This is a genomic window from Enterobacter cloacae complex sp. P15RS, from assembly GCF_014895905.1.
Lineage (GTDB): Bacteria > Pseudomonadota > Gammaproteobacteria > Enterobacterales > Enterobacteriaceae > Enterobacter > Enterobacter quasihormaechei.
In genome coordinates this window covers 54611-81547 of the sequence record NZ_JADBQL010000002.1, presented here as the reverse complement: position 1 = coordinate 81547, position 26937 = coordinate 54611, and the positions used below count along the sequence as shown (strand labels likewise).

Below are 26937 nucleotides of genomic sequence, written 5' to 3'. Positions count from 1 at the left end.
TAGTTGGTGTAGTCAGCAGGCGCTGCCGCTTTGTTAAGCAAGCGGCAGCGAATCACAGCTTTCATTAATTAACGAGTCTCAATCATGGAAAACCGGTTATTACAGGCGAAGGCAACGCGTCCGCAGTACGATCGCAGCAGCCTTAAGGCACGCATTGTTCATTTAGGATTTGGCGCGTTTCACCGCGCGCACCAGGCGGTGTACACCGACATACTCGCCGCAGAACAGGGCAGCGACTGGGGTTACTGCGAAGTTAACCTGATTGGCGGCGAACAGCAGATCGCCGATCTGAAGGCACAGGATAATCTTTATACCGTGGCAGAAATGTCTGCCGATGCCTGGACGGCACGCGTGGTCGGCGTCGTTAAAACCGCGCTCCATGCGCAGGTCGACGGGCTGGAAACCGTGCTGGCGGCCCTGTGCGAGCCGCAGGTTGCCATTGTGTCGCTCACTATCACCGAGAAAGGGTATTGCCACTCCCCGGCAACCGGACAACTGATGCTCGATCATCCGTTAATCGTTGCAGACCTGCAAAACCCGCATCAGCCAAAATCTGCACCGGGCGTGGTGGTGGAAGCGCTGGCGCGTCGCAAGGCGGCGGGGCTACCGGCATTCAGCGTGATGTCCTGCGATAACATGCCGGAGAACGGCCACGTGATGCGCAATGTGACCTGTGCCTACGCGCGCGCTGTTGATGGCAAACTGGCAGACTGGATCGAAGCGAACGTCACCTTCCCGTCAACCATGGTGGATCGTATTGTACCCGCCGTCACGGCCGACACGCTGGATAAAATCGAGCAGCTGACTGGCGTACGCGATCCGGCAGGCGTGGCCTGCGAGCCGTTCCGCCAGTGGGTGATTGAAGACAATTTCGTTGCAGGCCGTCCTGAGTGGGAAAAGGCCGGTGCGGAACTGGTTTCTGATGTCATTCCGTTTGAAGAGATGAAGCTGAGAATGCTTAACGGCAGCCACTCGTTCCTGGCCTATCTTGGCTACCTGGCCGGTTATCAGCACATTAATGACTGCATGGAAGATGAACATTACCGTATCGCCGCGCATGCGCTGATGCTGAAAGAGCAGGCGCCGACGCTGAAAGTGAAAGGCGTGGATTTAGGTCGTTATGCCGACCAGCTGATCGCGCGCTACAGCAATCCGGCACTGCGCCACCGCACCTGGCAGATCGCCATGGACGGCAGCCAGAAATTGCCGCAGCGCATGCTCGATTCCGTGCGCTGGCACCTTGTCCACCAGAAGCCTTTCCCGCTGCTGGCCCTGGGCGTGGCGGGCTGGATGCGTTATGTCGGCGGTGTGGATGAGCAGGGTAACGCGATTGAGGTGAGCGATCCGCAGCTGGCGGTGATTCAGGCGGCGGTAAACGGTAGCCCTGAAGGGGAAAGCCGCGTTAATGCGCTGTTGGGCATTGAGTCTATTTTCGGTAACGAGCTGCCGAAGGACGCGGTGTTTGTGGCGGCGGTCATGCAGGCCTATCAGATGTTGCTGCAAAAAGGCGCGAAGGCTACGGTTGCGGAGTACGCCGCTCAGCTTTAACGCTATGACATGCCGCCGTTCGCGGCGGCATGTCGGGGCACGGCTTAGTGCATCCCCAGGCGAATCAGCTCAATCGGTTCGAACTTACCTTCGCATCCGTCCACTTCAACCGTTTTATTACGACGCACCTGCTCGGCATTAAGACCGTCGCTGTGGATCGCTTTAATCACGCCGAACTGGCCTGTGCCGCTAATCATGACGCGGCTGCCGGTGGTGATTGCATTTCGGTTACGGTCGTATGTCATCATGGTATTTTCTCCTCTCTCACTTATCCGTTACGGCGCTAATTCAACGACTGCCGTTCACGGGGCACTATTAATACGCCTCTCTTAAACGAAATTATTTGCTTTTGATCAAGCTCACACTTTTTTCTTATTTCATGATGGCGTTGACGGTTCAGGACACCGCTTTACAAAGCGGACAGTTATTTTCCTTAATTGATAATTTCAGGATGCAAGTGTTTAGGCTTTGTTTATCTCCGCAATGCCATTCTGGAAGCAGAAAATAACCCTTCACTGGAAAAGGAGTCAGGCTTATGTATAAGAAAATTTTGATGCCTGTTGACGTGTTTGAAATGGACTTGAGCGACAAAGCGGTACGCCATGCGGCCAACCTCGCGAAGACGGAAGGCGCGACCATCACCCTGGTCAACATTCTTCCTAACAGCAGCCGTTCGTTACTGCGGGGGTTCAATGCCGATATTAAGAAATTCGAAGAGTATATGACCGCCGAGTCTGATAAGAAAATGAAAGCGCTGAAACGGCTCTTTGATATGTCCCCGGACAATATTGACTGTGAAGTACGCTTCGGCAACGTACGGGATGAAATCATCAAGCTCAGCAAAGAGGGGAAATATGATGTTATCGTTATCGGATCGAAAAATCCGAGTATCACAACGCATCTGCTGGGTTCGAATGCTGAAACTATCCTGCGCTACGCCACTATTCCGGTATTAGTGGTTCGCTAATTGCTTCGCCGCAACCGAAAGGGGGCGGCGAGGTTTTATTCTTCGCTAAACCACTCGCTGTTTTCCTGACGAATTAACTGAACCGACTCGCTAATTTCCTGGAGGTGAAGCGTCATTGCTTTATCTACGGCTTCCGCGTCGCGTTTTTCCAGCGCGCTGAAAATATCGTGATGCTGGCGCAGCAGCATTTCTGGCGGAGACACGTGGTCGAGGCTCATATATCGCACGCGGTCGATGGTGGCCTTGATGTTTTCGACGGTATCCCACGCGAGCTGGCACTCGGCAATCTGCGCCAGTTTCTGGTGAAACTCATCGTCCAGCTGGAAAAAGTCGTTTAACTGTTTGCGATCGATAGCAATGCGCTGCTGATGCAGGTTTTGCTCCAGCTGGTAACACTGGTTGTCGTTGATGAGCGACGCGGCGCGGCGCACAACGGCACACTCGATGGCCTGGCGAACAAAACAGCCGTTACGCACCTGCGAAAGCGAAATTTTATTCACGTAGCTGCCGCGCTGAGGGCGGATCTGAATAAGGCCGTTTTCTGCAAGCTTAATAAACGCCTCGCGCACGGGCTGACGGGAAACGTCAAAACGTACCGAAACCTCTTTTTCTGAGAGCGGCGTTCCCGGCGGGATCAGGCAGCGAACAATATCACGGCGTAAGATGCGATAAATTTGCTGATTAACGGGCTGGGTAGGATTAAGTTGCGATTCAGCGGCCATGGGTTGTGATTTCTCAGAGAGTTAACCTGAACATACTACCATTCTTTTACCCGTCATCACATACCCGGCCCGCAGGCCGGGAAGGGTGAATTACCCGCGATGTACGCTGAGTCCGGCATAGGTCTGGCTGACGGGCATCATCTCAACAGTATTGATGTTGACATGCTTCGGCAGCGTCGCGACCCACCAGACGGTTTCGGTGATATCTTCCGGCGTCAGCGCATTTGCATTTTCATAGGTTTTATCCGCTTTCGCGTCGTCACCCTTGAAGCGCACGTTGGAGAATTCCGTTCCGCCTACCAGGCCCGGCTCAACGTCGGTCACGCGGATGGCGGTACCGTGCAGGTCGGTGCGCAGGTTCAGGCTGAACTGGCGTACAAAGGCCTTGGTTGCGCCATAGACGTTGCCGCCCGCGTAAGGCCAGCTGCCTGCGGTGGAACCGATATTAATGATATGACCACGATTACGTTCAACCATGCCCGGCAGCACGGCGCGGGTCATGTACACCAGGCCTTTGTTGTTGGTGTCGATCATGTTTTCCCAGTCTTCCACGCTGGCTTTGTGGGCAGGCTCCATGCCCAGCGCCAGGCCGGCGTTATTGACCAGCACGTCGATGTCACGCCATTCGGCAGGCAGGTTTGCAATCATCTCTTCAATGGCGGCACGGTTGCGCACGTCCAGCTGCGCGGTCAGGATGCTGTCGCCCAGATCGTCTTTCAGCTCCTGCAAACGCTCCTGACGACGACCCGTTGCAATCACCTTGTGTCCGTTGGCGACGAAGCGACGCGTGATGCTTTCACCAAAACCTGCCGTCGCCCCGGTAACTAAAATAATCATCTCACTGTTCCTCAACGCTTTTTGTGTTGTACTACCATAGCACGCTCTCGGGCGGGTCGTTAAGGCAACATTTGTATGACGTCATTGCAGGCCGGGGCAGGCTGGCCTACTCTGGTGAGAAATACCGTGCTCAGGAGTAAACGATGTCGGTCAACAACCCTTTCTTTGACGTGAGCCTGCTGCCTTATCAGGCCCCGCGTTTTGATGTGATAGAAGACAGCCACTATCGCCCAGCGTTTGATGAAGCAATGCGCCTCAAGCGTGCTGACATTGACGCGATTATCGCGCAGCGCGCCGCGCCGGATTTCGATAACACCGTGCTGGCGCTGGAAAAGAGCGGGGCCATGCTGTCGCGCGTTAGCAGCGTGTTCTTCGCCATGACGTCCGCACACACCAACGATGATCTCCAGGCGCTGGACGAGCAGTTCTCTACCGAACTGGCCGGGCTGGCGAACGATATCTGGCTAAACGATACGCTTTTCGCCCGCGTGGAAGCCGTCTGGCAGGATCGCGACACGCTGGATGCTGAATCCCGTCGGCTGACAGAGGAGACCTATCAGCACTTTGTTCTGGCGGGCGCGCGACTGAACGCCGATGAAAAAGCCGAGCTGAAAGCCCTGAATACCGAAGCCGCCACCCTGACCAGCCAGTTCAACCAGCGCCTGCTGGCTGCAAACAAGGCGGGCGGGCTGGTGGTGGACGATGTTCAACATCTTGACGGGCTCAGCGCGGAGGAGAGAGACGCCGCCGCTCACGCTGCCGCAGAAAAAGGGCTGACGGATCGCTGGCTGATCCCGCTTTTGAATACCACGCAACAGCCCGCGCTGGCAGCACTCACGCAGCGCGAGACGCGGAAAAAGCTGTTTAATGCGGGCTGGGAACGCACTCAGAAAGGCGACGAAAACGATACGCGCGACCTGATCCGTCGGCTTACCGCATTACGGGCAAGGCAGGCGCAGCTGCTCGGTTTTGAAAACTATGCCAGCTGGAGCATTGCCGACCAGATGGCGAAAACGCCGGATGCTGCGCTCGAATTCATGCGCGGGATAGTTCCTGCGGCGCGCAACAGGGCCGCGCTGGAGCAGGCAGATATTCAGAAGGTTATTGACGACGAGCAGGGCGGTTTTTCGGTGCAGGCCTGGGACTGGGCGTTTTATGCCGAACACGTGCGCTCAGCGAAATATGCGCTGGACGAATCGCAGATTAAACCCTATTTCGCGCTTAATACCGTACTGGAGGATGGCGTATTCTGGACCGCCACGCAGCTGTTCGGCATTCGCTTTGTCGAGCGTTTCGATATCCCGGTCTATCACCCGGACGTGCGCGTGTGGGAGATTTTCGATCATACGGGTGAAGGCATGGCGCTGTTCTACGGCGACTTCTTCGCGCGTGATTCCAAAGCAGGCGGCGCCTGGATGGGAAATTTCGTTGAGCAATCTTACGAGTTTGCCGCGCGTCCGGTGATTTATAACGTCTGCAACTATCAAAAACCGGCTAACGGGCAGACCGCGCTGATCTCCTGGGACGATGTGATTACCCTGTTCCACGAGTTTGGCCACACGCTGCATGGCCTGTTTGCCAGCCAGCGCTATGCCACGCTTTCTGGCACCAACACGCCGCGTGATTTTGTTGAATTCCCGTCGCAAATCAATGAACACTGGGCCAGCCATCCGCAGGTGTTTGCACACTTTGCCCGTCACTACCAAACCGGCGAGCCGATGCCGGATGCGCTGCGGGAAAAAATGCTCAACGCGACCCAGTTTAACAAGGGTTATGACATGACGGAGCTGCTGAGCGCCGCGCTGCTGGATATGAACTGGCACGGCATTCAGGCGCCGGTTGAGGACGTGGAAGCCTTTGAAGCCGCCGCGTTGAAAAAAGAGGGGCTGGATCTTCCTGCCGTACCGCCGCGCTATCGCAGCAGCTATTTCGCCCATATCTTCGGCGGCGGCTACGCGGCGGGGTATTACGCCTACCTGTGGACGCAGATGCTGGCGGACGATGGCTACCAGTGGTTTGTCGAGCAGGGCGGTTTGACGCGCGAAAACGGACAGACATTCCGCGAGGCGATTTTGTCGCGCGGAAATAGTACTGATTTAGCTGAACTTTACCGGAACTGGCGTGGGCACGATCCGAAGATTGAACCGATGCTGGAGAACCGTGGATTAAGTGCTTAAGGGCTTTTTAGGGTGGAAACAGAACCGGGCGGCCTTAGCTGGAATGCCGCGAAATCACATTAATGCTCGTTATGCATGTTTTGTCGTTGAGTTAATTCCTGATAGGATTGTTCCGAATATTTACTGATGGAATAGGGACATGAAAAAAATTATTGGCGTTTTATTACTCTCTTGCCTACTTGCTGGGTGCGATAAACCCAAAATTGATTCATCAACTGATGACGCAATGAAATCATCAATAGCAAAAGTCAGAGAGTCACTTCCGGAGAATAAACGGGAGGAATTTGATAGTGCCTTAAAAGTTGTCGCTTTTAGTAACATCAATATGGCTGACCTAATGCATGCATCTTCAGAGAGTGACAAAGAAGACTTAAGTAAGAAGATGCGCGAACCTTTGTCTGGCAAAACAGCTGAGGAAATCATCTCTTATGCTCAGCAAGTAACTGCCGAGCGAGAACTCAAGCAGAAAGAGCAGGCGCTTCAGGAAATCAAAGAGCTGGAACAGAAAAAAGCTGACTCCGGAAAGGCCAAAGAAGAGCTAAAAAAAGTGCAGGTTTTATCATCTCGATTTACCCTGGAGCCTGAGGAGTACGGCAAACCACAGCCTGTAATTAAACTTGTTGTGAAAAACAATACTGATAAAGCGATTTCCCGGGTGTTCTTCCATGGGGTTATAGCCAGTGATGGACGCTCAGTCCCGTGGCTGGAAAAAGATTTCAACTACGAAATTGCTGGTGGGCTGGAACCGAATGAAGAAGCTACCTGGGCTTTGGCTCCGAATAAGTTCTCTGAATGGGGTCAGGTTGATGCTCCAGCTGACGCCGTCTTCACAGTTACGGTAACGAGAGTGAATGGTGCAGATAAAGAGGCGCTGTTTGATGCATCTGGTTTTACAGAGCAAGATAACAGCAGGCTTGAAGATTTAAAGAAAAAATACCTTTGAGCTGTCACCACTACTTAACCCGCTTTGGCGGGTTTTTTTATGTCTGGTGAAAAGCCTGACTGGTCAGAAAGGGCGCCAGTCAACACAATGAAGCAATATTAATAAACACCTGCCCTGCGTTTATTGTACGTCGATGAGAGGGAAACCTGGCCATATGCCATAGCGGTTTCCCTGTCGCTAAACGCTGGTTACTCTTGCGTCAGCCACATGTCCGACTCTTCAAACATCTCCTCAAGCATACGGTTCAGCTTTTCCCGGTCGCTTTTGCTGGCATCGCTATTCAGGCCGTTCGCCTGCATCGGCTTAACCGTCACGCTGGCATCAGGAAAAATCCGGTGCACACGTTTTGTCAGTTCAGCCAGAATTATCTCCCTGGCTCCCTCCAGCCCCTGTACGTTTCGCTTGTCATAAACCAGTTCAACAAACATTATTTTTTCCCTATGAATATTAATTGTGCGATTCTGCCTGCACGTAAAAATACTACTGTATATGGGTACAGTCAAACAGCATTCTGGCTAAAGAAATGCCATGCCGCTCTTCATTTTGTCTGAGTTGATGACAATCTATTCATTTAGCGTTTAAAACGAGCAGTCGAAGCGTTTAATCGTAAAATTTACAAAAACTATAATTTGAAGCCAGAGAGAAACTTACAAACGAAACGGTGAAGGTTTAAACAGTCGCTACGGTTCAGCTGGCTTGCGTGCGCTTCAAAACAAAACTACTGTATATAAAAACAGTAGTAGAGGTATGCGTAATGGAATTTATCAGACCTACAGAACTGCGTGAGATTGTCGCGCTTCCACTTTTCAGCGATTTAGTTCAGTGCGGATTCCCAAGCCCGGCTGCCGACTATGTGGAGCAGCGCATTGATCTTAATGAACTTCTGGTTGCCCACCCCAGCTCGACATATTTCGTTAAAGCCGCGGGTGATTCGATGATTGAAGGGGGAATAAGCGACGGCGATTTGCTGGTGGTCGATAGTTCCCGAACGGCCGAGCACGGAGATATTGTTATCGCCGCGGTAGAAGGGGAATTTACCGTTAAGCGCCTGCAACTGCGGCCTCATGTTCAACTCAATCCGATGAACAGCGCTTATTCGCCGATTATCGTTGGCAGTGAAGACACGCTGGACGTCTTCGGCGTGGTCACTTTTATTGTTAAATCGGCCAGCTGATATGTTTGCGCTCTGTGATGTGAATTCATTCTATGCATCATGCGAGACGGTATTCAGGCCAGATTTGAGAGGTCGACCGGTGGTTGTCCTCTCAAATAACGACGGTTGCGTGATAGCGCGCAGCGCAGAGGCCAAAGCCGCTGGCGTTACTATGGGGGCGCCATACTTTAAGCAGAAAGACCTGTTCCGGCGCGCCGGCGTGGTTTGCTTCAGCAGTAACTATGAACTTTACGCTGACATGTCCAGCCGGGTTATGACCACGCTGGAAGAAATAAGCCCGCGCGTCGAAATATATTCCATTGACGAAGCCTTTTGTGACCTCACCGGGGTTCGAAACTGCCGGGACCTGACTGATTTTGGCAAGGAGATCCGCGAAACGGTTTTGAAGCGTACGCACCTGAGGATCGGCGTGGGTATAGCCCAGACGAAGACGCTGGCGAAGCTGGCAAATCACGCGGCGAAGAAATGGCAGCAGCAGACGGGTGGGGTAGTTGACTTATCCAATATCGACCGCCAGCGCCGGCTGTTGGCTATCGTGCCTGTAGAGGACGTGTGGGGCGTGGGCAGGCGCATCAGCAAGAAGCTCAACGCGATGGGCATCAAAACGGCGCTGGATCTCTCAGAGCAGAGCACATGGATTATCCGCAAGCACTTCAATGTGGTGCTGGAGCGAACGGTCCGGGAGCTGCGCGGCGAGCCGTGCCTCGACCTGGAAGAGTTTGCACCGGCAAAGCAGGAGATCGTCTGTAGCCGGTCATTCGGTGAACGCGTGTCAGAATATGAGCAGGTGCGTCAGGCTATATGCAGCTATGCGGCCCGTGGCGCTGAGAAGTTACGCGGCGAGCACCAGTATTGCCGCTTTATCTCGGCGTTCGTAAAGACCTCCCCATTCGCGCTGAACGAACCCTATTACGGCAACAGTGCCTCAATGACGCTTCTCACGCCCACTCAGGACTCCCGCGACATTATCAGCGCTGCGGTAAAGTGCCTCGACAAAATCTGGAAGGAGGGGCACCGCTACCAGAAAGCCGGCATTATGCTCGGAGACTTCTTCAGCCAGGGGGTTGCCCAGCTCAATTTGTTTGACAACAGCGCGCCGCGTGCCGGAAGTGAAAAGTTGATGGAAGTGCTGGATCGCCTGAACGCGAAAGATGGAAAGGGAACGCTTTACTTTGCCGGGCAGGGCATACAGCAGCAATGGCAGATGAAGCGTGAAATGCTTTCGCCGCGGTACACGACCCGCTATTCAGATTTACTGAGGATTCGATGAATGTTAACGGCTGTTTTGTGCCAATAAAAGGACATTCACAACAGAACGCCGTTGATGCATTCCTGAACAGATGACGCATGATGTTTATTTTCGTAGGGTAACTGACAGCTCTACATTATTTATTTCAGAAAATCAGTTTAAACGGAAGGTACGCCAGTTTGCCCGGTGGTTTAATAAAAATTCGCCTGGCGTGTCTGCGCTAATGTACTACTTTCAGTAAAGTGACTTTTACAGGGAGGGTCAATGAAACCATTATCGCTTTTATTATTGTCGAGCCTGACTTTAGTGGGTTGCGGCGCGAACAACACCCCTTCAAATACGCCTGTTCCGGGTGTAAAAACCTCCGTCGGGACGAGCACGCTTGAAGCCGGTGCGCAGCTTATCCAGTCCCGTCCGCCCATTGATGCAATGAGTGCCTACCTGGACGGTTTCCATTTTTATAGCGGGGATAAAAATGGCCAGATGGAAGCCCATCATTATGTAACCGTCTTGAATGAAGACGTGATGCAGGCGGTGATCTATGACGGAAACACCAAAGATGCCCGTTTAATGGGCGTTGAGTACATCATTAGTGAGCGTTTGTTTAACACACTACCGCCGGAAGAAAAAAAATTGTGGCACAGCCATCAATATGAAGTGAAATCCGGCAGTCTGATTGCTCCCGGCTTACCGGCAGTGGCTGACAAAGCATTGATGAGCAAAATTGTGAACACCTACGGGAAGACCTGGCATACCTGGCATACCGACCGCGATAAAAAGCTGCCGCTCGGCATTCCGGCTCTGATGATGGGCTTTACCGGGGAAGGGCAGTTAGACCCCAAACTCCTGGCGGACAGAGATCGACGCTTTGACGTGAGCACGCAAGCCATCAAACAAGAACGTGAGGGTATTGTGGCGCATCCCGTTGCTAAGGGAGCTGATGCCTGGCAACGTGGTGAAGAGATCCAGCTTAAGCGGGTTGAAGGCTCAGGTGAGCATGGCCAGGGAGACACAAGCCATTTCTGATATCAAAAACCTTCAAAAATACCCCGGCAACGCCGGGGATACGGTGAGTTAAATTACCAGCCCTGTTATTTTCTCGTCCTCAGACATCAGAAACGCCAGGTGGCTGAAAGATTACCTGCGATCGAGTCATAGCCAGAACGAAACATTTCGCTTTCAACCCCGATGCCCAATTCGACATCAGCGTTGATTTTATAGCTCATACCCGCCTTAACGCCCAGAGCGTCACGGCCAGTCACCTGATTCCGGGTACTAAACCCTGAGCTTCGATAGTTGGCGAAAGAGGCGTGTTGCACTACGTTGCCATCAAGCAGTTCATGATCCCAGGTAAGCTGCAACTCAGCTGCTATCGACGCCCCTGAAGCGAGGGGGACATTCCAGTTACTATTCACCCCGATACTTGATCTCAGAGAATCGAAGGTCTGCGAACCCAGCATCAGTCGGCTGCCGTCATTGCCGCTTTCCTTCACGCCGGGACGATGTAATGTGGTGTAATTCAATGAAGTTACCGGTCCGGCGTTCACATTATTATTTAGCGCCCATCGATAGCCCCCGCCGGCCGAAACAGAGCCTGACAATCCGGTCCAGGTGGCATGGTGGCTTGCTCCGTAAGTTTCTACATGAATGTTTCTGTCCAGCCAGCTGTCTTCAATACCCAATCGGCCAGTGCCGAATAAATACATTCCTTCGGACCTTTCGGCGCCGTAACGAGCATGAATACCCAGATCGAAAGCAGTGGTTTTTCCGGTTGCGGTTTCCGGTGATTTCACCGTCACCGACTGGCCGCTGACCGCACCATGGAAGCCATAAATCCAGTTGAGATTCTGATCGTTTTGTTTTTCAGCACCGAATACAATGCCATAACTGCTGGCGTCATACCCTACACTGTCACCCTGACGTTGTTGCCAGAAGCCGCCGCCAAAGGGGATAGCAAAGCTGCGCCATTCGCCTGCCGCCAGTTGCTTCGGCATAGCCACAGGATTCGGCCCGCCAACGATCCGCGCTATCTGTTGTTCACGGTGAAGGGAACTTGCGAACATGGCGCTGTAGGCGCCCGCAGAAAGTTGCGGCAAGGCATTGCTGATACTCCTGCCATCAGTGGCGGAGAAATCCAGAGTACGGTACAGCGGTTGAATATCCGACTTAGCTTCTGCCACAATTTTATCCAGTGCTTGCCCTACCTGCCGCGCATTAGCGTCCTGCGCATACCGGCTGTATGCGTTTGAAGCGCGCAGCATTGAGAGCTGCCAGCCATTCTTTCCCTGAGGCGTGGTTTGCAGCGTTAGCGTGGGTGAGCGGAGCACGCTGTTCACGGCACTGAAATTGCCGCCGGAAGAGTCTGTTTTTAGCAAATCTTGCGTATTCAGACGCCAGTTTGTGGCGTACCAGTCCGGCTGCGGCGCAAACGTCAGTTGACCGTCAAATTGTGCGTGGCCGTTCACTCGCAGAGTATCATGTCTGCCGCGTCCGTCGACTTCCAACAACAACTGTCCGGTATCACCCTGTTGATAAGCACCGGATATAGTGATTTGCCCAAGGGAATTACCCGGCGCAAGGATCCCGTTATTTACAAAGCGGCCTTCCTCATTAAGCGTGTAGCTGGCGTTGCCGGACAGGCTGGCACCTGGCGCGATAGTCATGCTGTAAATCTGAAAATCGCCATTAAGCGAGGTTTTCCCTCCGTGCGCGTCCAGAGCCAGATTATTGATACCTTCAATGTTTCCGCAGTAAGTAAAGCTGAAATCAGCATCAGCAGCTTCCGTCGCTTGGCCATACACATTGGCCTTCCGACCGAAGGAAAGCTGTGTTAACCGCTGTTGGCCATCGTCATCCCGCTGGGCGTAGTCCGAATAAATATCACCTTCCAGCCGGGCACCCGTTAATATATTTATATTACCGACCAGCGCGTTCGGTGAAATATAAATCGCCGCGCCTTTACCGGCAACCCGTCCGCTGATGTCGGCATTATCTACCAGCGCTCCCTGCAACTCGGGTAATAACGCATCGTAATAGCCGTCCACGATATGAAGCCAGGATCCACGATAATCCACGTCGTTACCCAGGAGGTTATTGCCAAAATCAAAACTGATAGCGACGCCACGGGCTCCCAGTGCCTGAACGTCGCCACGTTGAATAAGGTTGTGCTGTTTACCGTAGGCAAACATCACCCCACGGCCATTTTCGCCATCGGCATACACCCGTACTCCGGGTTCAATGCTCAGGGTGTTATTTTGCCCATCTATACGGATGCCCGCGCCGCCACTCCCTGATGTCAACAGGTCCGCTTGTTGAAAGATATGGTTATTACTGCCATACACATGCAGGCCAACCCCCAGATTAGCGGTATTATATTGCCCCGCCAGATAGCCATCCGCCTGCTGATTACGCAGAAAATAACCATTGCGGTTAATGAGAGTTTGCCCGTTGCCATACAGCGAAAAACCGAAAAAGTTACGACGGTCAATCTGATATCCCATATCTTGCAGCAATGCCAGTTCCGCTTCCATAAACGTTGTGTAATTGCGGTAGTTCTGATGGCTCATCATGCTGTTTTTCAGCTCGATATGGCTCATGTAGTTATCATCGACGGAACCGTCGTCTGCTAACATTTTCACCGGTACGCCAGGCATGGCGCCTGCAAGTACTTCATCCACGTGCCTGCCGGTGAAATAGCCTTTATCGCGCCGTACATCAAAGCCTTGTGGATCCCAGGTGTTATTGCATCCATTACACAATATTACCTGCCCTGGTCGGGCAGGATTGCCACGGTCATCACGCAGATGGCTGGTCCAGGAGCCAAAAGGCACGGTATCAAAAGCGGGCGTGAATGTCCCACTGCCTCGCAGATCGGTAACCATATTGGATATTCCCAGGCCATGGGCCAGCTCATGGACAGCGACGCTGACCAGATCGGCCTTTCCAGTGCGCGGCAGCTGCGCAGGCACATAGGGAACGTTATCAAAATCCAGTTTGCCCATGATGAACTGGGCATGGGAGCCAAAGGTCAGCTCTCCGGTATCAATGCCGTTCAATGCTCCCTGCAACTGCGTCAGACTCATGATGCCGTCGGTAACTGAATCGCTGGAACCTGCGGCATTCTCATCGTTAAACGTCCCCACATTGATAATGGCGGGCAGTTGCCCTGGGCTGGGGGTAATAACCTCAGCCCAGTAACGCATGGCATCAAGTATTTTTTCTTTTTGCTGCTGGCCAAGATCCCAGGTTGACTCAGACGCATTCGGCCAGTCCGGCATAAAGGGGCCGTCGCCAACATTAAAGAAACGCACTTCAAATACCGCAATATTGTGTGGGTTATAGACCAGATAGCTTTCGCCTGCATACAGGTTATTACTGACAAATAAACCCGTTAATGCAGCCGTCATAAAAACCCTTTTCATATTAATCATCCTTGTCTAAAAAAGTATTGCTTACGTTCCTCAATATAAATTCACACCTGAGCTCAATAAATCATAAACGAATATAATAATTATCGATGCGGCTTGATAATTTAGAATAACGAGTGAACTTGCCCTGTGATAGCCTCGTTTTTCAGGATTTTATAAACGATGGAGCGGGCGAACCCGGATCTCAATGAACAGGAATGTACCGACATATGCAGGGGAATTAACGGATAGGGTCTGGTGCCGTGGCATAATCGACATAAGCGTGAGGCTTTACGTTACTCCACGGCACCAAAAACGATCGGACGGCTTATCAATTAAAGCCAGCGAGAGCGTTTAAGTCGTAGCCACAGTAATACACAGGCGCCCAGCGTGACAGCGATCGTAGCCGGATAGCCATAGAGCGTCTTCAGTTCCGGCATATTGTCGAAGTTCATACCATACATGCTGAAGACTACCGTCGGGATCACGAGTATGGCCCCCCAGCCGGCCAGTTTCTTCACAACTTCGTTTTGCTGCACTGAAACCAGTGCCAGGTTAACGTGCATCGCGCTGCTAAGCAGTTCACGCATGTCATTTACATCCGTGACTACATGGCTTGCGTGATCCTGAATATCTCTGAAATACGCCCTGAGGGGTTTTGGAATAAGTTCTTCATGTATGCGGATAAGCTCGGTACAGATTTCTTCTACTGGCTGAGCGGCGTTGCGAAGCCCGAGCAGATTACGGCGGAGGGAATACACGTCCTGAATAGCTTCACGGTCAAATTCACTGTGAAAAAGTGTCGCTTCTATATCACCAATTTTGGTGTTGAGGCGTGCAGTCAGCTCTGCATAACTGTCAACAATGAAATCCAGAATACAGTAAAGCGGATACGCCGGACCGTACGAAAGCATGTCCGGGGCGTCAGCAGCACGGGCGCGTATAGGCGCATAGCTCTCTGAAGCACCGTGGCGCACCGTAACAAGAAAGTTTCGCCCCACAAATAAATGCGTTTCGCCAAACTCAATGTTGTCACCCTGTCCACTGACGGTCTTTACAACGATAAATGCCGAGCTGCCATAACGCTCTATCTTAGGCCGCTGATGCGCGTTAAGCGCATCCTCAACGGCCAGATCGTGCAGACCGAACTCCTCCTGGACTTTATACATAAACGCCGGTTCAGGCTGCCAAAGCCCCAGCCAGATAAACGCATCGGTATCCTGGATGATTTCGCTGATATCCTCGATATCCACGGTTTCGGCGGGGCGGCCTGAACGGTAGACCATACAGTTAACAATCATTTTTTTGGCTATCCCTTAAGCATGTTTCTAAAAAGCTTAACCATTTCCGTTAAATTTCCAAATGGGGATGACTACTAGTGTCCCCAAATCAGAGCCATGCCTTCGCTTTCAGGCCGAACGTTCTTAAAACCGAACTTTTCATATAGCGCGGGAACATCGGCTATCAGGGTAATATAGGCACCGGCGGGCACATGCTGTTCAAACCATAACATTAAATTTTGCATGATTTCTCGTCCCAAACCTTTTCCCTGATGCTCCGGGTCAACAGCAATATCAACGATCTCGAAGTTCAGGGCACCATCGCCAACAATACGCCCCATCCCTACAGCATTTCCGGCACACACAATGTGTACTCCATAACAGCTTGCAGGAAGTGCGCGTTTTGCCAATTCAAGTGGTCGGGGAGTCAATCCGGCGATGATGCGTAAACGGCAAAAATCTTCTGGAAGAGGTACTGTTTCAATTACTTCATAGTTTGATTGCATAATTTAACCTAAGCAGTAGCAGGGATAATTGAAATTAACACAAGTCATGCCTTAATAAAGTCTGCCAACCGGAATAATGACAACATATCGCGACTGATGCTCCGCTTCCCGCTCATAGCGGACCTTCAGCATGAGCCTGTCCACTTTGTGCCAGCCGCGGAAAACACCCTGCAAATACTCAGGAGGCCATGTTCACGCGTCGGATAAACGTCCCTTAAAAAAATCCTCTTCTATACTCAGTAACGTTTAGTGAAATATGCCGCCGTTCTTCACGCCGCATTGTTTTAATAGCGATTGCACGCGCGAACCGCAGGGGCATATATCCACGAAAACGCCTTACGTTGGTCCATTTTGCATTTTTTAGAGGGGGATCCCTGGTATGTTGCATTCTCAATCTTCGCGCGTCGGCAGTATTTTGCTGCTGCTGGCCGCGATAATAGGCTTCGCGGTGGCGCTATACGCCTGGTGGACGCCGCTCACCGGCGTCACAGGCACCATTGGCGCACTGGGCGTGGCCATTGCCAGCGCGGTGCTGGCGATACTGACCTTTATGTTACGTGCGGCATCGGGGCGCGGGGCGCGTGTTTTCATGATGATTATCACCCTGGTCGTGTTAGTGGGTATTGGTTTTGCCGCCGCGCTGCTGCACCAGTACATCATAACGGCAGCCATGGTGGTCGGCCTGATCGGTCTGATTATGCTGAGCAGCAATTCCGCCCGTTACAAACATTCCGTCCGAACCTGAGGAGCCGCCCGTGCATAACGATAAGCATTATCCCTTCATAAAAGTCGGTATGACGGCGCTGGCGCTGCTGGTCGCTCCGTTCGCGCTTCAGGCGCAGGATAAAGCCGCTGAGGCCTCTCAGGGGACCCAGGACTCGCTCAACATTGATGCCGCCGATCAGCAGGCACCCGGGACCACAAAAACCACAGACGATGCCTCAACCGGCAACGGTGGCGGGCAAAAAGTCGCCTCGGCGAGCCAGCCAGCAACGCCGCTGGTGCCCGGCACCGCCACCTGGGACAGCTTCCATGGGCAGCTTAACGCGCAGAAATACAGCCCATTAACCCAGATCACGGCGGATAACGTCGGTAAATTAACGAAAGTGTGGGAGTTCCATACCGGCGACGTCTCGGATGGCAAAGGCGATACGCCGGCGACCGTATGGTCCGCAACGCCCATTTTCGCTAATGACACGCTCTATATCGGCACCCCTTTCGATCGCCTGATTGCGCTGGATCCGGGCACGGGTAAAGAGAAGTGGCACTATGACACCAAATCGTCGCGCAAGGCGCTGACCCAGCCGGTGCTTAAAAACCGCGGCGTTTCCTACTGGCAGGCAAAACAACCGGTGAACGGTCAGGCATGCCAGAAAATCGTCTATATGGGTACCGTTGACGGCAAGCTCTTTGCGCTGGACGCCGATTCAGGCAAACCGTGCAGCGGCTTTGCGGACAACGGCGTGCTGGATCTGAACCAGTGGAACACCGTTAACGCCAAGTATCCGCTCTCAGTCCTGCAACCGCCAACCGTCGTCGGCAACCATCTGCTGGTAGGCTGGGCCGGGAAAGACTGGGCCTATGCCGAAGCGCCTCCTGGTACCGTATTTTCATTCAACGCCCAGACCGGCGAGCGTGAATGGACCTTTGACGCGATCCCGGAAGAGATCCGCAAGCGTACCGGTACGGCCAACGTCTGGACGCACATGTCTGCCGATGAGGCCAACGGCCTGGTCTATCTCCCGGTCTCGTCTCCGTCTCCCAACTACTGGGGCGGTAACCGCGTCGACGCTATTCCGCTTGGCACCTCCACCACCGCGCTGGACATCAACACCGGTAAAGTGGTCTGGTCTCGCCAGTGGGTACACCACGACGTCTGGGACTACGACATCAACTCCGCGCCAACGCTGATGGATATCACCGTAGACGGCAAACAGATCCCGGCGCTGGTTCAGGCCACCAAGCAGGGCTTCCTGTTTGTGGTTAACCGCCTGACGGGAGAGGACGTATGGCCTATCGAAGAGCGTCCGGTTCCGCAGGGCGATGGTTCGGTGCAGGGCGAAGTGCTCTCGCCTACGCAGCCGTTCCCGACCAAACCTGCGCCGCTGCTCGACCAGTCGAAAAAGCCGGAAATCTGGAAGCTGGCGGATATCGTCGGTGGCGGCCAGTGTTCCCGCCTGTGGGATAACCTGACCTATGAGGGAATGTACACCCCGCCGACCACCAAAGGCGAAGGCACGCTCACCTATCCCGATAGCGCCGGCGGCGTGCAGTGGGGCGGGGTGGCGTTCGATCCGCAAAAACAGATCGCCATCGTCAATACTTCGCATATCGTCCAGTACGTGAAGCTTTACAGCCGTGAAGATTACGATAACGCAGACAAAGACTCCGGCAACGAAAGCGGTTTTGCCCCACAGGAAGGCGCCCCGTACGGCATGCGTCTGCTGGTGGCGAGCAACTGGCTGGGCATGCCGTGCTGGAAGCCGCCGTTTGGCGAAATCGTGGCGCTGGATATGCACACGGGCGATGTGAAATGGCGTCGTCCGGTTGGCGCCTCCCAGCAGTATGGCTTCTTCATGCCGGAAAGCTGGGGTTCGCCTACCATTGGTGGCCCGGCCGTGACGGCGGGCGGCGTGATCTTCATCGGTGCCTCTATGGATGCCAAAGTGCGCGCCTACTCGGTGGAAACCGGTGAAGAGCTGTGGTCCGATCAGGCAGAAGCCCCGGCGGTAGCGAACCCGTCCGTCTATGAATATAAAGGCCGCCAGTACGTGGCATTCGTGGCGGGCGGAAACACGATCCTGAAGGACCAGGTAGGAGACCAGGTAGTGGTTTACGCGCTGCCTGAATAGTGTTGCCCGGGAAGGGGGAAATAAGCGTGGGGCCTGCGGGCCCCACTTTATTTTGCCTCTGCCGTTTTACCGGCGCGCTTATTTATCGGCTGATGCCCCGGCGCGCGTGGACATCTGCTCTGCGGACTTCAGGTGCTGCTCAACGACCGGAGTGTGCTCATTGGCCAGGGCCTTCACATCCGGATCGCTGATTTTACTGGCGTCGCTCTGTAGCTTCGACAGCACGTTCTGGTGGTCTTTCACACCGGCGTATTCCATATACATCTTGTCAAAGGCGTCACCGCGCTGGTTTTCCAGCCTCGACGTCAGGGCCTTATGCGCGGCGTCGGGCTCGGTCGGCAGCTCTACGCCCTTTTTCTGGGCCACGGCCTGGACTTTGGTCAGGGCGGCGCCGTGATCGTCGACCATTTTCTGGGCGAATGTTTTCACGTCGCTGGTTTGAGCCTTGTCGAGGGCGAGCCTGGCGGCGGCAACTTCGTTGATATTTGCCTGCGCCATGTCCTTCAACGCATTTTCGTCGTCGGCGCTGAGTTTGGCGTCTGATTGAGCCTGGCCCGCAGCGCTAGTCTGCGCGGCGCCTGTCGTCTGAGCGTGTACGCCAACGGTGCTGAACATTGCTGCAACTGCTGATACGGCTAGCAGCCTTTTCAGGGTTTTACTCGTGTGCATATTGTTCTCCTGATGGTCATGGTACAGGTGAGTTTGAGTTGCTTTATGCGCAACCGGGCAGATAAGTGATAACTACCCCGGTCAGTATAGTAGATGAACCTGCTGCGCCCGCAGTTTACGCGTCAGCGATGGCCGGTAATCATGATCAATGGCGCGCTTCTTATCGCTCATTCCATCTACAAAATTGATACGGATCATTTACATATTTGGTGCTAATGTTAAATATATAGATTCATCAACAGGAGGAATGATATGAAAAAAGCACTATTAGGGACTGTATTGGCTTTAACGGTAGCAAGCTTTGGCGCATCTGCGGCAGATATGATTTCCAAGGATGAAGCGCACCACTTCAAACTGGAATATCTGGGTAACGTATCTGTAGGGGCTTCTGGTGGACAAATTTCTTCACCTTCAGATCTTCATGAAAAACTCTCAAAACTGGCAGACGAGAAGGGCGGGAAATACTACGTCATCATTGCTGCTCGTGAGCATGGCCCGAACTTCCAGGCCGTAGCGGAAGTTTTCAAATAATCTTTACGATTAACACGCAAACCCGCTTATGGCGGGTTTTTGCTTATTTACTCCCAAAAAAATGCCCCTGATGCGGGGCGAGTTTGAGTCAAATCTTTTCTTATGTTTATGTGCTCTAAGGCGTTGGGACAATAACACCTTGAAGAAATAATGCAATCTAAATGCATATTTTAAATGCAAGGCTCACCTGGAGGTGAAGGCAGCAGACGTAACGCAGATAGTCTACGCTTTACATAAGCTTATGGTAAAAGCCAGTTAGAAAATGGAAACAGTAAACGGTCGCAAGAGGTAAACATGAAAGTTGACGCAATGACGCAAAAGGCAGAAGAAGAAATTTCAGCGCTTATAGCCAAAAAAATTGCAGAGCTACGAAAAAAAACAGGGCAGGAAGTGTCTGAAATTGAGTTTACTGCGCGTAAGGCCATGACAGGCCTTGAGGGGTATGAGGTTAAAATCAAACTCCTGTAATCGTCTTTTCCTGAAATGGTCGCTCATGTGGCCTTTTCTATAACCGTGAAAGAGAACCGGGCATAGCGCCCGGTTTTTTATGGAGAATCATCGTCTTTATGAGCGAATAAATGCCAGGATATCGGCGTTTATGGTATCGGCATGCGTGGTATGCATCCCGTGCGGGAAGCCTGGATAAATTTTAAGTTCGCTGTTTGCGAGCAGCTTGTCCTGTAGAAGGGCGGCATTTTTATACGGTACGACCTGATCGTCGTCACCCTGCAACACAAGGACAGGAACCGTGATGGCTTTGAGATCGTCCGTCTGGTCGGTCTCTGAAAACGCCTTAATGCCTTCATAGTGGGCTTTGGCGCTACCGATCATACCCTGACGCCACCAGTTCTGGATCGTGCCCTGCGAAACGTCTGCTCCGTCCCGGTTAAATCCATAGAACGGACCGCTGGCGACGTCGAGGTAAAACTGGGCGCGGTTAGCTGCCAGCGCCTGGCGGAAGCCGTCGAACACCTCAATGGGCGTTCCGCCGGGGTTAGCGTCGGTTTTAACCATCAGCGGTGGAACGGCGCTAACCAGTACCGCTTTGGCCACTCGCCCCTGAGGCTGACCGTACTTCGCCACGTATCTGGCGACCTGACCTCCGCCGGTGGAGTGGCCGACGTGCACGGCATTACGCAGATCGAGGCTTTCAACCACGGCCGATGCGTCGGAGGCATAATGATCCATATCGTGACCTTCACTCACCTGATCGGAACGACCATGACCACGACGGTCGATGGCGATGACGCGGAAGCCTTCGGCAAGGAAAAAGAGCATCTGGTTATCCCAGTCATCGGCGCTCAGCGGCCAGCCGTGATGGAAAACAATAGGCTGCGCCTCTTTCGGACCCCAGTCTTTGTAATAAATACTGACACCATCTTTCGTTGTTACGAATGCCATATTTCAGACTCCTCTGCTAATGGCAAAAATGTGTGAAGGCTAAGTAAATAGCCCAGCATTTAAGAACGTAATAAAATTGACTTATATTAATCTTATTACCGATATATCCGCTTAAAGTGTAGAAGGGTTCCTGAAAACAGTTATAGGTTTATTTTATAGGGTCATTATTTATTTCAAACGAAATAGCCCCTATACACGCCGGGGCACTGTTATTTTTCCGATGGGCTTATTATTGGCCGGGCAGAGGTCACCGCCGCCCGGCCTGAAGGTCTTAAACGATCGCGTTAGGGCACGGTTCGCCCTTATCAAGCTGCTGTAAATTGCCCAGCGTGGTTTCCGAAATGCTGATCAGCGCTTCGGCGGTCAGAAACGCCTGGTGTCCGGTAAACAACACGTTGTGGCAGGCCGACAGGCGACGGAATACGTCGTCCTGGATCACGTCGTTAGATTTATCCTCAAAGAACAGATCCCGTTCGTTCTCATACACGTCCATACCCAACGCGCCGATTTTTTGCGTTTTCAACGCTTCGATAGCGGCCTGAGAGTCGATCAGTCCGCCGCGGCTGGTGTTAATGATCATCACGCCGTCTTTCATCTGGTCGAACGCCGACTGGTTAAGCAGGTGATAGTTTTCAGGCGTCAGCGGGCAGTGCAGGGAGATGACGTCCGACTGGGAGAAAAGCGTTTTCAGATCGACATACTCCACCCCCAACTCCAGCGCAGCGGCGCTTGGGTACGGATCGAACGCCAGCAGGCGCATGCCGAAACCTTTCAGGATGCGAAGGGCGGCCACGCCGATTTTTCCGGTACCGATCACGCCAGCGGTTTTACCGTACATGGTGAAGCCGGTCAGCCCTTCCAGAGAGAAGTTAGCATCACGGGTACGCTGATAGGCGCGGTGAATACGACGGTTGAGCGACATCATCATGCCGACGGCGTGCTCTGCCACCGCTTCCGGAGAATAGGCCGGGACGCGCACGACCTTCAGGCCCAGCTCTTTGGCGGCATCAAGATCGACGTTGTTAAAGCCCGCGCAGCGCAGGGCAATGTATTTCACGCCCTGTTTTTTCAACTCTTCCAGCACCGGTCGGCTACCATCATCGTTAACGAAGATACATACGCCTTCGCAGCCGTGGGCGGTTTTAGCCGTCTTTTCAGTCAGCAGAAAGTCGAAAAATTCAAGATCGAAACCGTACGTCTCGTTAACATGTTGCAGATACTTTTTGTCGTACAGCTTTGTGCTATATACCGCGAGTTTCATAAGACTTTCTCCAGTGATTTTGGAACCACGTTAGCATGTTTAAAATTATCTTACAATTTTTCAAAATTCATTGAAATCAATAAGTTCTATGAATTATTGTAGAGCATCTACTCTTAAAAATGGCATAACCTTCAACTGACTGGCTAAACATGCGACAATGAGCGGCAAGAACGGCTTATTTATTTCGCAAAATCAGGATATTAACTGCCCATGAAGGGTAAATACAAAGCCGCAATCGCGCTATTACTGCTGCTGTTAATCGTGCCGCTGACGCTGCTGATGACGCTCGCCCAGTGGGTGCCCACGCTCGCCGGGATCTGGCTTCCCGTTGGAACGCGCATCGCATTTGAAAAAAGCCCGCGGCTAACGCGCCACGCCCTGATTATTCCCGATCTTCGCTATCTGGTAGAAGAGTGCGAAATTGCCCGCGTCGAAAACGTGACCCTGTCACATCCAAGCCGCTGGGATCTGGATATCGGCGCGCTTGAACTCAACTCTGTCTGCCTGAGCAAAATACCGCAATCAGCGCCTTCGACGGTGGCGCCGAAAACGCTGGCACAGTGGCAGGCCATCCTGCCCAACACCTGGCTGACCATCCACCGCTTTACCCTTTCCCCCTGGCAGCAGTGGGAAGGTGAGCTGCATGCCTCCCTGACCCCAGCCCGCCAGGACATCACCTATAAGGGGGAGCAGGTGAGTATTAAGGGGCAGCTGCGCGGCCAGACGCTTTCTGTAAGCCAGTTCGATATACAGCTGCCGGACCAGCCTCAGCCCGTGAAGCTGGTGGGTGAATTTACCCTGCCGCTGGTGCCGGACGGCGTGCCGGTGAAGGGGCATACGGTCGCCACCTTTAACGTGCCACAGTTATCCTCGTTGGTCGATGCCGATCTGGACTGGGAGGGCAATCAGGGCCAGCTGGTAGTGATGGCGCGGGAGAACCCCGAGCCGCTGCTCGATTTACCGTGGCAGATTACCGCCCAGCAGCTAACGATCAGCGACGGACGCTGGAACTTGTCAGCCTCCGGTATGCCGATGAGCGGACGCGTCGGTCTGAAGGTGGATAACTGGCAGCAGGGGCTGGAGAACGCCACCTTCACGGGGCGCCTCAACGTGCTGACCCAGGGGGATGCGGGTAAGGGCAACGCGGTGCTGAATATCGGTCCCGGCTCCCTCAGCATGGAAAACAGCGCGATGCCGCTGCATCTGAGCGGGGAAGCCAAGCAAAACGATCTGATCCTGTATGCCAGACTCCCGGCGAAACTGACCGGCAGCCTTTACGATCCGCAGCTTACGTTTGAGCCCGGCGCATTATTGCGCTCGCGCGGGCGCATCATTGACTCGCTGGATATCGATGAGATCCGCTGGCCGTTGGCGGGCGTGAAGCTGACCCAAAAGGGCGTGGATGGCCGCCTGCAAGCCATTCTGCGGGCGCATGAAAACGAAATGGGCGATTTTGAACTGCATCTGGACGGGCAGGCTAACGACTTTTTACCCGATAATGGTCTGTGGCAGTGGCGCTACTGGGGGAAAGGGAACTTCACGCCGATGAACGCGCGCTGGGATGTCCGGGGAACCGGGGAGTGGCGCGACAACGTTATTGAGCTGACGGATCTTTCCACGGGGTTTGACAAATTGCAGTATGGCACGATGCTGGTCAGCAAACCGCGCCTGGTGCTGGATCGCCCGGTGCGCTGGTCGCGCGACCCGGCTAACCCTGGCTTTAGCGGCGCGCTCGCGCTCAATGCCGGGCAAACGAGCTTCTCGGGCGGAAGCGTGCTGCCCCCGTCCGTATTGACCTTCAGCGTTGAGGGGACAGACCCGACGGTGTTCCAGTTTAAAGGAGATCTTCACGCGGACGACATCGGCCCGGTACGGGTAAATGGCCGCTGGGATGGCGAACGCCTTCGCGGTCAGGCCTGGTGGCCAAAACAGTCCCTTACGGTGTTCCAGCCGCTGATCCCGCCAGAGTGGAAAATGACCCTGCGCGGCGGCGAAATGTACGCTCAGGTGGCCTTCTCGGCGGCGCCCGATCAGGGCTTTGAGGCAGGTGGGCACGGGGTGCTGAAAGCGGGCAGCGCGTGGATGCCGGATAACGAGATTAACGGCGTTGACTTTGTCCTGCCGTTCCGCCTGAGCCAGGGCACCTGGTCGCTGGGCACGCGGGGGCCGGTAACGTTACGTATCAGCGAGGTGAAAAACCTGGTCACGGCCCGAAATATCACTGCGGATCTCCAGGGCGATTATCCGTGGACCGAAGCAAACCCGCTCCTGCTCACCAACGTGAAGGTCGAAGCGCTCGGCGGGAAAATCACCATGCAGCAGCTGAGAATGCCGCAGCACGATCCGGCTTTGCTGCGCGTGGATAATATTTCCTCCAGCGAACTGATAAGCGCGGTAAATCCGAAGCAGTTTGCCATGTCCGGCCCGGTGAGCGGCGCGCTGCCGTTCTGGCTGGACAATGAAAAATGGATCATTAAAGATGGCTGGCTGACCAACCCGGGGCCGATGACGCTGCGCATCGACCAGGACACGGCGGATGCCATTGTGAAAGACAACGTGGTTGCCGGGGCGGCGATCAACTGGCTCCGCTATATGGAAATTTCGCAGTCGTGGACGAAGCTCAATGTGAATAATCTGGGGGTGTTGACCATGCAGGCGGCCATCAAAGGCATCAGCCACGTCGAGGGCAAAAGCAGCTTCGTGAACCTGAATTACACCCATGAAGAAAATATTTTTACCCTCTGGCGCAGTCTGCGCTTTGGGGACAATTTGCAAACATGGTTTGAGCAACATGCGGCGATACCCCTTCTCCGCAGTGCGACAGGCAAGGAAAGTGAGGAACAACGATGAAAAAGAGGGCTGGTGTACTCACCGTGGCCGTCGTCGCGCTGCTGTCAGGCTGCACGCCGCGCATTGAAGTGGCGGCGCCCAAGGAGCCGATCACCATCAACATGAACGTGAAAATCGAGCATGAAATCCATATCAAAGTGGATAAAGACGTTGAAGCCCTGCTGAAGTCCCGCAGCGATCTGTTCTGAGGATGCCATGAAACGATTAGTTCTGATGTTACTGGCGCTGGGGATGAACGTTCACGCCGCCACGCTGACGCTCAACGATGCGCGCGCCCAGGGACGCGTAGGGGAAACCCTGAGCGGCTATCTGGCGCCCGTTCAGCACGACGCTGAAACGCTGGCGCTGGTGAACCGTATCAACGCCGCGCGCACGGAAAGCTATCAGCAGCTGGCTGACGATAATAATTTGCCCGTCGACGAGGTGGCGAAAATGGCGGGACAAAAGCTGGTGGCCCGCGCCCAGCCGGGCGAGTACGTGAAGGGGATTAACGGCAAGTGGCTGAAAAAATAGCTAGCGGTAACGCTTACGGTACTCGCCCGGCGAAACCCCGAAACGCTGCTTGAACGCGGTGGAAAAATGGCTATGGTCGGTGAAGCCCCAGCTGTAGCCAATTCCCGCCAGCTTTTCATCGTCGCTGATGCCACGTAGCGCCTGCGCGCACAAATCGAGGCGACGATTCTTAATGTACTGCGCCACCACCAGCCCTTTCTCGGCAAACATGCGGTACAAGCTGCGCACGGACATGCCGCTCTCTGAGGCTATCCATTCCGGTCTTAACGCCTCCGACTGAATGTGGTCATCAATCAGGGAGAGAACGTGCCGGAACTGACGCTCCTTGCGCGGCAGCGCCTCGTCACGCTGCTGGAACGCCGGACGCAGCAGACACACCATTGCCTCCAGCGCCGCTTCACTTTCTCTGGCGCTCAGATCGGCATTCCCCATACTCTCCTGCAACAGACGGTAGCTCAGCTGCACCGTAGGCAGGCTGCGGGAGAGGGGAAGCGCACAGCGTACTTCCTGAAAACGTGCGTATTGCTCAATGATTTGTCGCGGTAGCAGCAGCGAAATCTGGCGGGAACGCTCCTGCCAGTAAATGGAGCACGGGCGGGAGGCGTCAATCAGCGTGATATCCCCGGCTTTCAGCACCGAGCGCCGGTCGTCCTGTTCTATCCCCGCGCTGCCTTCCAGCTGAAATACGGTGTAGAACCAGGCGTCATTGCCGCTTTTGATCTCATGACGGGTGCGAAACAGGTTAACGCCTGCGGTGGTCACCGTGCTCAACTTCAGACTTTGGGTGTAGCTGGTTTCCAGTTCGCCGAGAAACGCTCCCTCTAACGGACGCGCCGCAAAGCGCCCGCAAACCTGGTTAATTTGCGCCAGCCACTGCTGAAAATTGTCCTGTTCGCTTGCACATGCCATTGCTTTTCTCGCTGCACCGTCACCGTTTTCGCATTGTTGCATTTATGTTGCATTTTGTCTGGGCTACGAGGCTGACTATAGGAAAGAACGCTTACCGGTGACAGCGTTATAAGCGGGAATTATCACGATTTGCGGAGCCTGT

At 53.7% G+C, this 26937-nt stretch carries 25 protein-coding genes; 14 read left to right on the top strand and 11 right to left on the bottom strand.

Translation table 11 applies throughout. The annotated features are described in order from the left end of the window. Positions 1-84 precede the first annotated feature (84 nt). Positions 85-1548, top strand: coding sequence for a mannitol dehydrogenase family protein (locus IM267_RS01075; protein WP_193032505.1), 1464 nt, complete (start codon positions 85-87; stop codon positions 1546-1548). 44 nt (positions 1549-1592) lie between these two features. Here the strand turns inward: IM267_RS01075 and ydfZ are convergent, their stop codons facing one another. Further along, positions 1593-1796, bottom strand: a complete 204-nt coding sequence (gene ydfZ / locus IM267_RS01070) for a putative selenium delivery protein YdfZ (protein ID WP_063451453.1) — start codon at positions 1794-1796, stop codon at positions 1593-1595. A 287-nt stretch (positions 1797-2083) separates the two neighbouring features. Here ydfZ and IM267_RS01065 point away from each other — a divergent pair, with 287 nt between their 5' ends. Next, complete coding sequence (locus tag IM267_RS01065; protein WP_107535270.1) at positions 2084-2515, top strand: universal stress protein; 432 nt, start codon at positions 2084-2086, stop codon at positions 2513-2515. Between the two features lie 35 nt (positions 2516-2550). Here the strand turns inward: IM267_RS01065 and IM267_RS01060 are convergent, their stop codons facing one another. After that, complete coding sequence (locus IM267_RS01060; protein ID WP_063866819.1) at positions 2551-3237, bottom strand: GntR family transcriptional regulator; 687 nt, start codon at positions 3235-3237, stop codon at positions 2551-2553. A 90-nt stretch (positions 3238-3327) separates the two neighbouring features. Beyond that, complete coding sequence (ydfG, locus tag IM267_RS01055; protein ID WP_063866818.1) at positions 3328-4074, bottom strand: bifunctional NADP-dependent 3-hydroxy acid dehydrogenase/3-hydroxypropionate dehydrogenase YdfG; 747 nt, start codon at positions 4072-4074, stop codon at positions 3328-3330. Positions 4075-4217: 143 nt separating this feature from the next. On the opposite strand from ydfG, the gene dcp reads away from it, so the two are divergent. Both dcp and IM267_RS01045 read left to right on the top strand, forming a co-directional pair. Next, positions 4218-6251 carry a peptidyl-dipeptidase Dcp gene (dcp, locus tag IM267_RS01050; RefSeq protein ID WP_193032504.1) on the top strand — a complete coding sequence of 678 codons (2034 nt, stop codon included), beginning with the start codon at positions 4218-4220 and terminating at the stop codon, positions 6249-6251. 139 nt (positions 6252-6390) lie between these two features. Next, positions 6391-7194 (top strand): DUF6694 family lipoprotein, encoded by an 804-nt coding sequence (locus IM267_RS01045; protein WP_107535272.1) that lies wholly within the window; start codon positions 6391-6393, stop codon positions 7192-7194. Positions 7195-7382: 188 nt separating this feature from the next. Here IM267_RS01045 and IM267_RS01040 read toward each other — a convergent pair whose 3' ends face one another. Further along, positions 7383-7622 (bottom strand): DinI family protein, encoded by a 240-nt coding sequence (locus IM267_RS01040; RefSeq protein WP_006808847.1) that lies wholly within the window; start codon positions 7620-7622, stop codon positions 7383-7385. Positions 7623-7948: 326 nt separating this feature from the next. On the opposite strand from IM267_RS01040, the gene IM267_RS01035 reads away from it, so the two are divergent. From IM267_RS01035 to IM267_RS01025, 3 genes are all read left to right on the top strand, one after another. Then, positions 7949-8368, top strand: a complete 420-nt coding sequence (locus IM267_RS01035) for a translesion error-prone DNA polymerase V autoproteolytic subunit (protein WP_063866815.1) — start codon at positions 7949-7951, stop codon at positions 8366-8368. Position 8369: 1 nt separating this feature from the next. Then, positions 8370-9638 carry a Y-family DNA polymerase gene (locus IM267_RS01030; protein WP_063451446.1) on the top strand — a complete coding sequence of 423 codons (1269 nt, stop codon included), beginning with the start codon at positions 8370-8372 and terminating at the stop codon, positions 9636-9638. A gap of 243 nt (positions 9639-9881) precedes the next feature. Beyond that, on the top strand, positions 9882-10643 hold the full coding sequence (locus IM267_RS01025) for an OBAP family protein (RefSeq protein WP_107535275.1): 762 nt from the start codon (positions 9882-9884) through the stop codon (positions 10641-10643). 86 nt (positions 10644-10729) lie between these two features. Here the strand turns inward: IM267_RS01025 and IM267_RS01020 are convergent, their stop codons facing one another. The 3 genes from IM267_RS01020 to IM267_RS01010 form a co-directional block, all read right to left on the bottom strand. Further along, positions 10730-14038, bottom strand: coding sequence for an autotransporter domain-containing protein (locus IM267_RS01020; protein ID WP_193032503.1), 3309 nt, complete (start codon positions 14036-14038; stop codon positions 10730-10732). A 320-nt stretch (positions 14039-14358) separates the two neighbouring features. After that, positions 14359-15324: a magnesium and cobalt transport protein CorA gene (locus IM267_RS01015; protein WP_107535277.1), complete on the bottom strand. Its 966-nt coding sequence runs from the start codon at positions 15322-15324 to the stop codon at positions 14359-14361. 74 nt (positions 15325-15398) lie between these two features. After that, positions 15399-15809, bottom strand: coding sequence for a GNAT family N-acetyltransferase (locus tag IM267_RS01010; RefSeq protein ID WP_107535278.1), 411 nt, complete (start codon positions 15807-15809; stop codon positions 15399-15401). Between the two features lie 379 nt (positions 15810-16188). On the opposite strand from IM267_RS01010, the gene IM267_RS01005 reads away from it, so the two are divergent. Both IM267_RS01005 and IM267_RS01000 read left to right on the top strand, forming a co-directional pair. Beyond that, complete coding sequence (locus IM267_RS01005; RefSeq protein WP_063866809.1) at positions 16189-16554, top strand: hypothetical protein; 366 nt, start codon at positions 16189-16191, stop codon at positions 16552-16554. Positions 16555-16564: 10 nt separating this feature from the next. After that, complete coding sequence (locus tag IM267_RS01000) at positions 16565-18661, top strand: pyrroloquinoline quinone-dependent dehydrogenase (protein ID WP_131637584.1); 2097 nt, start codon at positions 16565-16567, stop codon at positions 18659-18661. 78 nt (positions 18662-18739) lie between these two features. Here the strand turns inward: IM267_RS01000 and IM267_RS00995 are convergent, their stop codons facing one another. Next, positions 18740-19330 carry a DUF4142 domain-containing protein gene (locus tag IM267_RS00995; protein WP_063451438.1) on the bottom strand — a complete coding sequence of 197 codons (591 nt, stop codon included), beginning with the start codon at positions 19328-19330 and terminating at the stop codon, positions 18740-18742. 252 nt (positions 19331-19582) lie between these two features. Here IM267_RS00995 and IM267_RS00990 point away from each other — a divergent pair, with 252 nt between their 5' ends. Continuing rightward, the gene (locus IM267_RS00990) at positions 19583-19861 is read left to right on the top strand and encodes a DUF1471 domain-containing protein (RefSeq protein ID WP_063451437.1); all 279 of its coding nucleotides are present in this window, start codon (positions 19583-19585) and stop codon (positions 19859-19861) included. Positions 19862-20155: 294 nt separating this feature from the next. Then, complete coding sequence (locus IM267_RS00985) at positions 20156-20329, top strand: GnsA/GnsB family addiction module toxin (protein ID WP_193032502.1); 174 nt, start codon at positions 20156-20158, stop codon at positions 20327-20329. A 96-nt stretch (positions 20330-20425) separates the two neighbouring features. Here the strand turns inward: IM267_RS00985 and IM267_RS00980 are convergent, their stop codons facing one another. Together IM267_RS00980 and IM267_RS00975 are read right to left on the bottom strand one after the other, a co-directional pair. Further along, positions 20426-21262, bottom strand: coding sequence for an alpha/beta fold hydrolase (locus IM267_RS00980; RefSeq protein ID WP_047050820.1), 837 nt, complete (start codon positions 21260-21262; stop codon positions 20426-20428). A 271-nt stretch (positions 21263-21533) separates the two neighbouring features. After that, on the bottom strand, positions 21534-22523 hold the full coding sequence (locus tag IM267_RS00975; RefSeq protein ID WP_193032501.1) for a 2-hydroxyacid dehydrogenase: 990 nt from the start codon (positions 22521-22523) through the stop codon (positions 21534-21536). Between the two features lie 210 nt (positions 22524-22733). Between IM267_RS00975 and IM267_RS00970 the strand changes: the two genes are divergently transcribed. Genes IM267_RS00970 through IM267_RS00960 form a run of 3 tightly spaced genes read left to right on the top strand, consistent with a single transcriptional unit; the run spans position 22734 to position 25886 of the window. Beyond that, entirely contained in the window at positions 22734-25373 is a 2640-nt protein-coding gene (locus tag IM267_RS00970; protein WP_193032500.1) for a YdbH family protein, read from the top strand. Beyond that, positions 25370-25561, top strand: coding sequence for a YnbE family lipoprotein (locus IM267_RS00965; protein WP_003857369.1), 192 nt, complete (start codon positions 25370-25372; stop codon positions 25559-25561). The genes IM267_RS00970 and IM267_RS00965 overlap by 4 nt, the downstream gene beginning before the upstream one ends. 7 nt (positions 25562-25568) lie before the next feature. Beyond that, on the top strand, positions 25569-25886 hold the full coding sequence (locus IM267_RS00960) for a YdbL family protein (RefSeq protein WP_063451434.1): 318 nt from the start codon (positions 25569-25571) through the stop codon (positions 25884-25886). On the opposite strand, the gene feaR is transcribed toward IM267_RS00960, so the two are convergent. Further along, on the bottom strand, positions 25887-26795 hold the full coding sequence (gene feaR, locus IM267_RS00955) for a transcriptional regulator FeaR (RefSeq protein ID WP_131637587.1): 909 nt from the start codon (positions 26793-26795) through the stop codon (positions 25887-25889). Positions 26796-26937: the final 142 nt, after the last annotated feature.

What these genes read in the sequence shown, in the direction of transcription:
- IM267_RS01075 (WP_193032505.1), top strand. Translation starts at nt 85, where the DNA reads ATGGAAAACCGGTTATTACAGGCGAAGGCAACGCGTCCGCAGTACGAT.
- ydfZ (WP_063451453.1), bottom strand. Translation starts at nt 1,796, where the DNA reads ATGATGACATACGACCGTAACCGAAATGCAATCACCACCGGCAGCCGC.
- IM267_RS01065 (WP_107535270.1), top strand. Translation starts at nt 2,084, where the DNA reads ATGTATAAGAAAATTTTGATGCCTGTTGACGTGTTTGAAATGGACTTG.
- IM267_RS01060 (WP_063866819.1), bottom strand. Translation starts at nt 3,237, where the DNA reads ATGGCCGCTGAATCGCAACTTAATCCTACCCAGCCCGTTAATCAGCAA.
- ydfG (WP_063866818.1), bottom strand. Translation starts at nt 4,074, where the DNA reads ATGATTATTTTAGTTACCGGGGCGACGGCAGGTTTTGGTGAAAGCATC.
- dcp (WP_193032504.1), top strand. Translation starts at nt 4,218, where the DNA reads ATGTCGGTCAACAACCCTTTCTTTGACGTGAGCCTGCTGCCTTATCAG.
- IM267_RS01045 (WP_107535272.1), top strand. Translation starts at nt 6,391, where the DNA reads ATGAAAAAAATTATTGGCGTTTTATTACTCTCTTGCCTACTTGCTGGG.
- IM267_RS01040 (WP_006808847.1), bottom strand. Translation starts at nt 7,622, where the DNA reads ATGTTTGTTGAACTGGTTTATGACAAGCGAAACGTACAGGGGCTGGAG.
- IM267_RS01035 (WP_063866815.1), top strand. Translation starts at nt 7,949, where the DNA reads ATGGAATTTATCAGACCTACAGAACTGCGTGAGATTGTCGCGCTTCCA.
- IM267_RS01030 (WP_063451446.1), top strand. Translation starts at nt 8,370, where the DNA reads ATGTTTGCGCTCTGTGATGTGAATTCATTCTATGCATCATGCGAGACG.
- IM267_RS01025 (WP_107535275.1), top strand. Translation starts at nt 9,882, where the DNA reads ATGAAACCATTATCGCTTTTATTATTGTCGAGCCTGACTTTAGTGGGT.
- IM267_RS01020 (WP_193032503.1), bottom strand. Translation starts at nt 14,038, where the DNA reads ATGAAAAGGGTTTTTATGACGGCTGCATTAACGGGTTTATTTGTCAGT.
- IM267_RS01015 (WP_107535277.1), bottom strand. Translation starts at nt 15,324, where the DNA reads ATGATTGTTAACTGTATGGTCTACCGTTCAGGCCGCCCCGCCGAAACC.
- IM267_RS01010 (WP_107535278.1), bottom strand. Translation starts at nt 15,809, where the DNA reads ATGCAATCAAACTATGAAGTAATTGAAACAGTACCTCTTCCAGAAGAT.
- IM267_RS01005 (WP_063866809.1), top strand. Translation starts at nt 16,189, where the DNA reads ATGTTGCATTCTCAATCTTCGCGCGTCGGCAGTATTTTGCTGCTGCTG.
- IM267_RS00995 (WP_063451438.1), bottom strand. Translation starts at nt 19,330, where the DNA reads ATGCACACGAGTAAAACCCTGAAAAGGCTGCTAGCCGTATCAGCAGTT.
- IM267_RS00990 (WP_063451437.1), top strand. Translation starts at nt 19,583, where the DNA reads ATGAAAAAAGCACTATTAGGGACTGTATTGGCTTTAACGGTAGCAAGC.
- IM267_RS00985 (WP_193032502.1), top strand. Translation starts at nt 20,156, where the DNA reads ATGAAAGTTGACGCAATGACGCAAAAGGCAGAAGAAGAAATTTCAGCG.
- IM267_RS00980 (WP_047050820.1), bottom strand. Translation starts at nt 21,262, where the DNA reads ATGGCATTCGTAACAACGAAAGATGGTGTCAGTATTTATTACAAAGAC.
- IM267_RS00975 (WP_193032501.1), bottom strand. Translation starts at nt 22,523, where the DNA reads ATGAAACTCGCGGTATATAGCACAAAGCTGTACGACAAAAAGTATCTG.
- IM267_RS00970 (WP_193032500.1), top strand. Translation starts at nt 22,734, where the DNA reads ATGAAGGGTAAATACAAAGCCGCAATCGCGCTATTACTGCTGCTGTTA.
- IM267_RS00965 (WP_003857369.1), top strand. Translation starts at nt 25,370, where the DNA reads ATGAAAAAGAGGGCTGGTGTACTCACCGTGGCCGTCGTCGCGCTGCTG.
- IM267_RS00960 (WP_063451434.1), top strand. Translation starts at nt 25,569, where the DNA reads ATGAAACGATTAGTTCTGATGTTACTGGCGCTGGGGATGAACGTTCAC.
- feaR (WP_131637587.1), bottom strand. Translation starts at nt 26,795, where the DNA reads ATGGCATGTGCAAGCGAACAGGACAATTTTCAGCAGTGGCTGGCGCAA.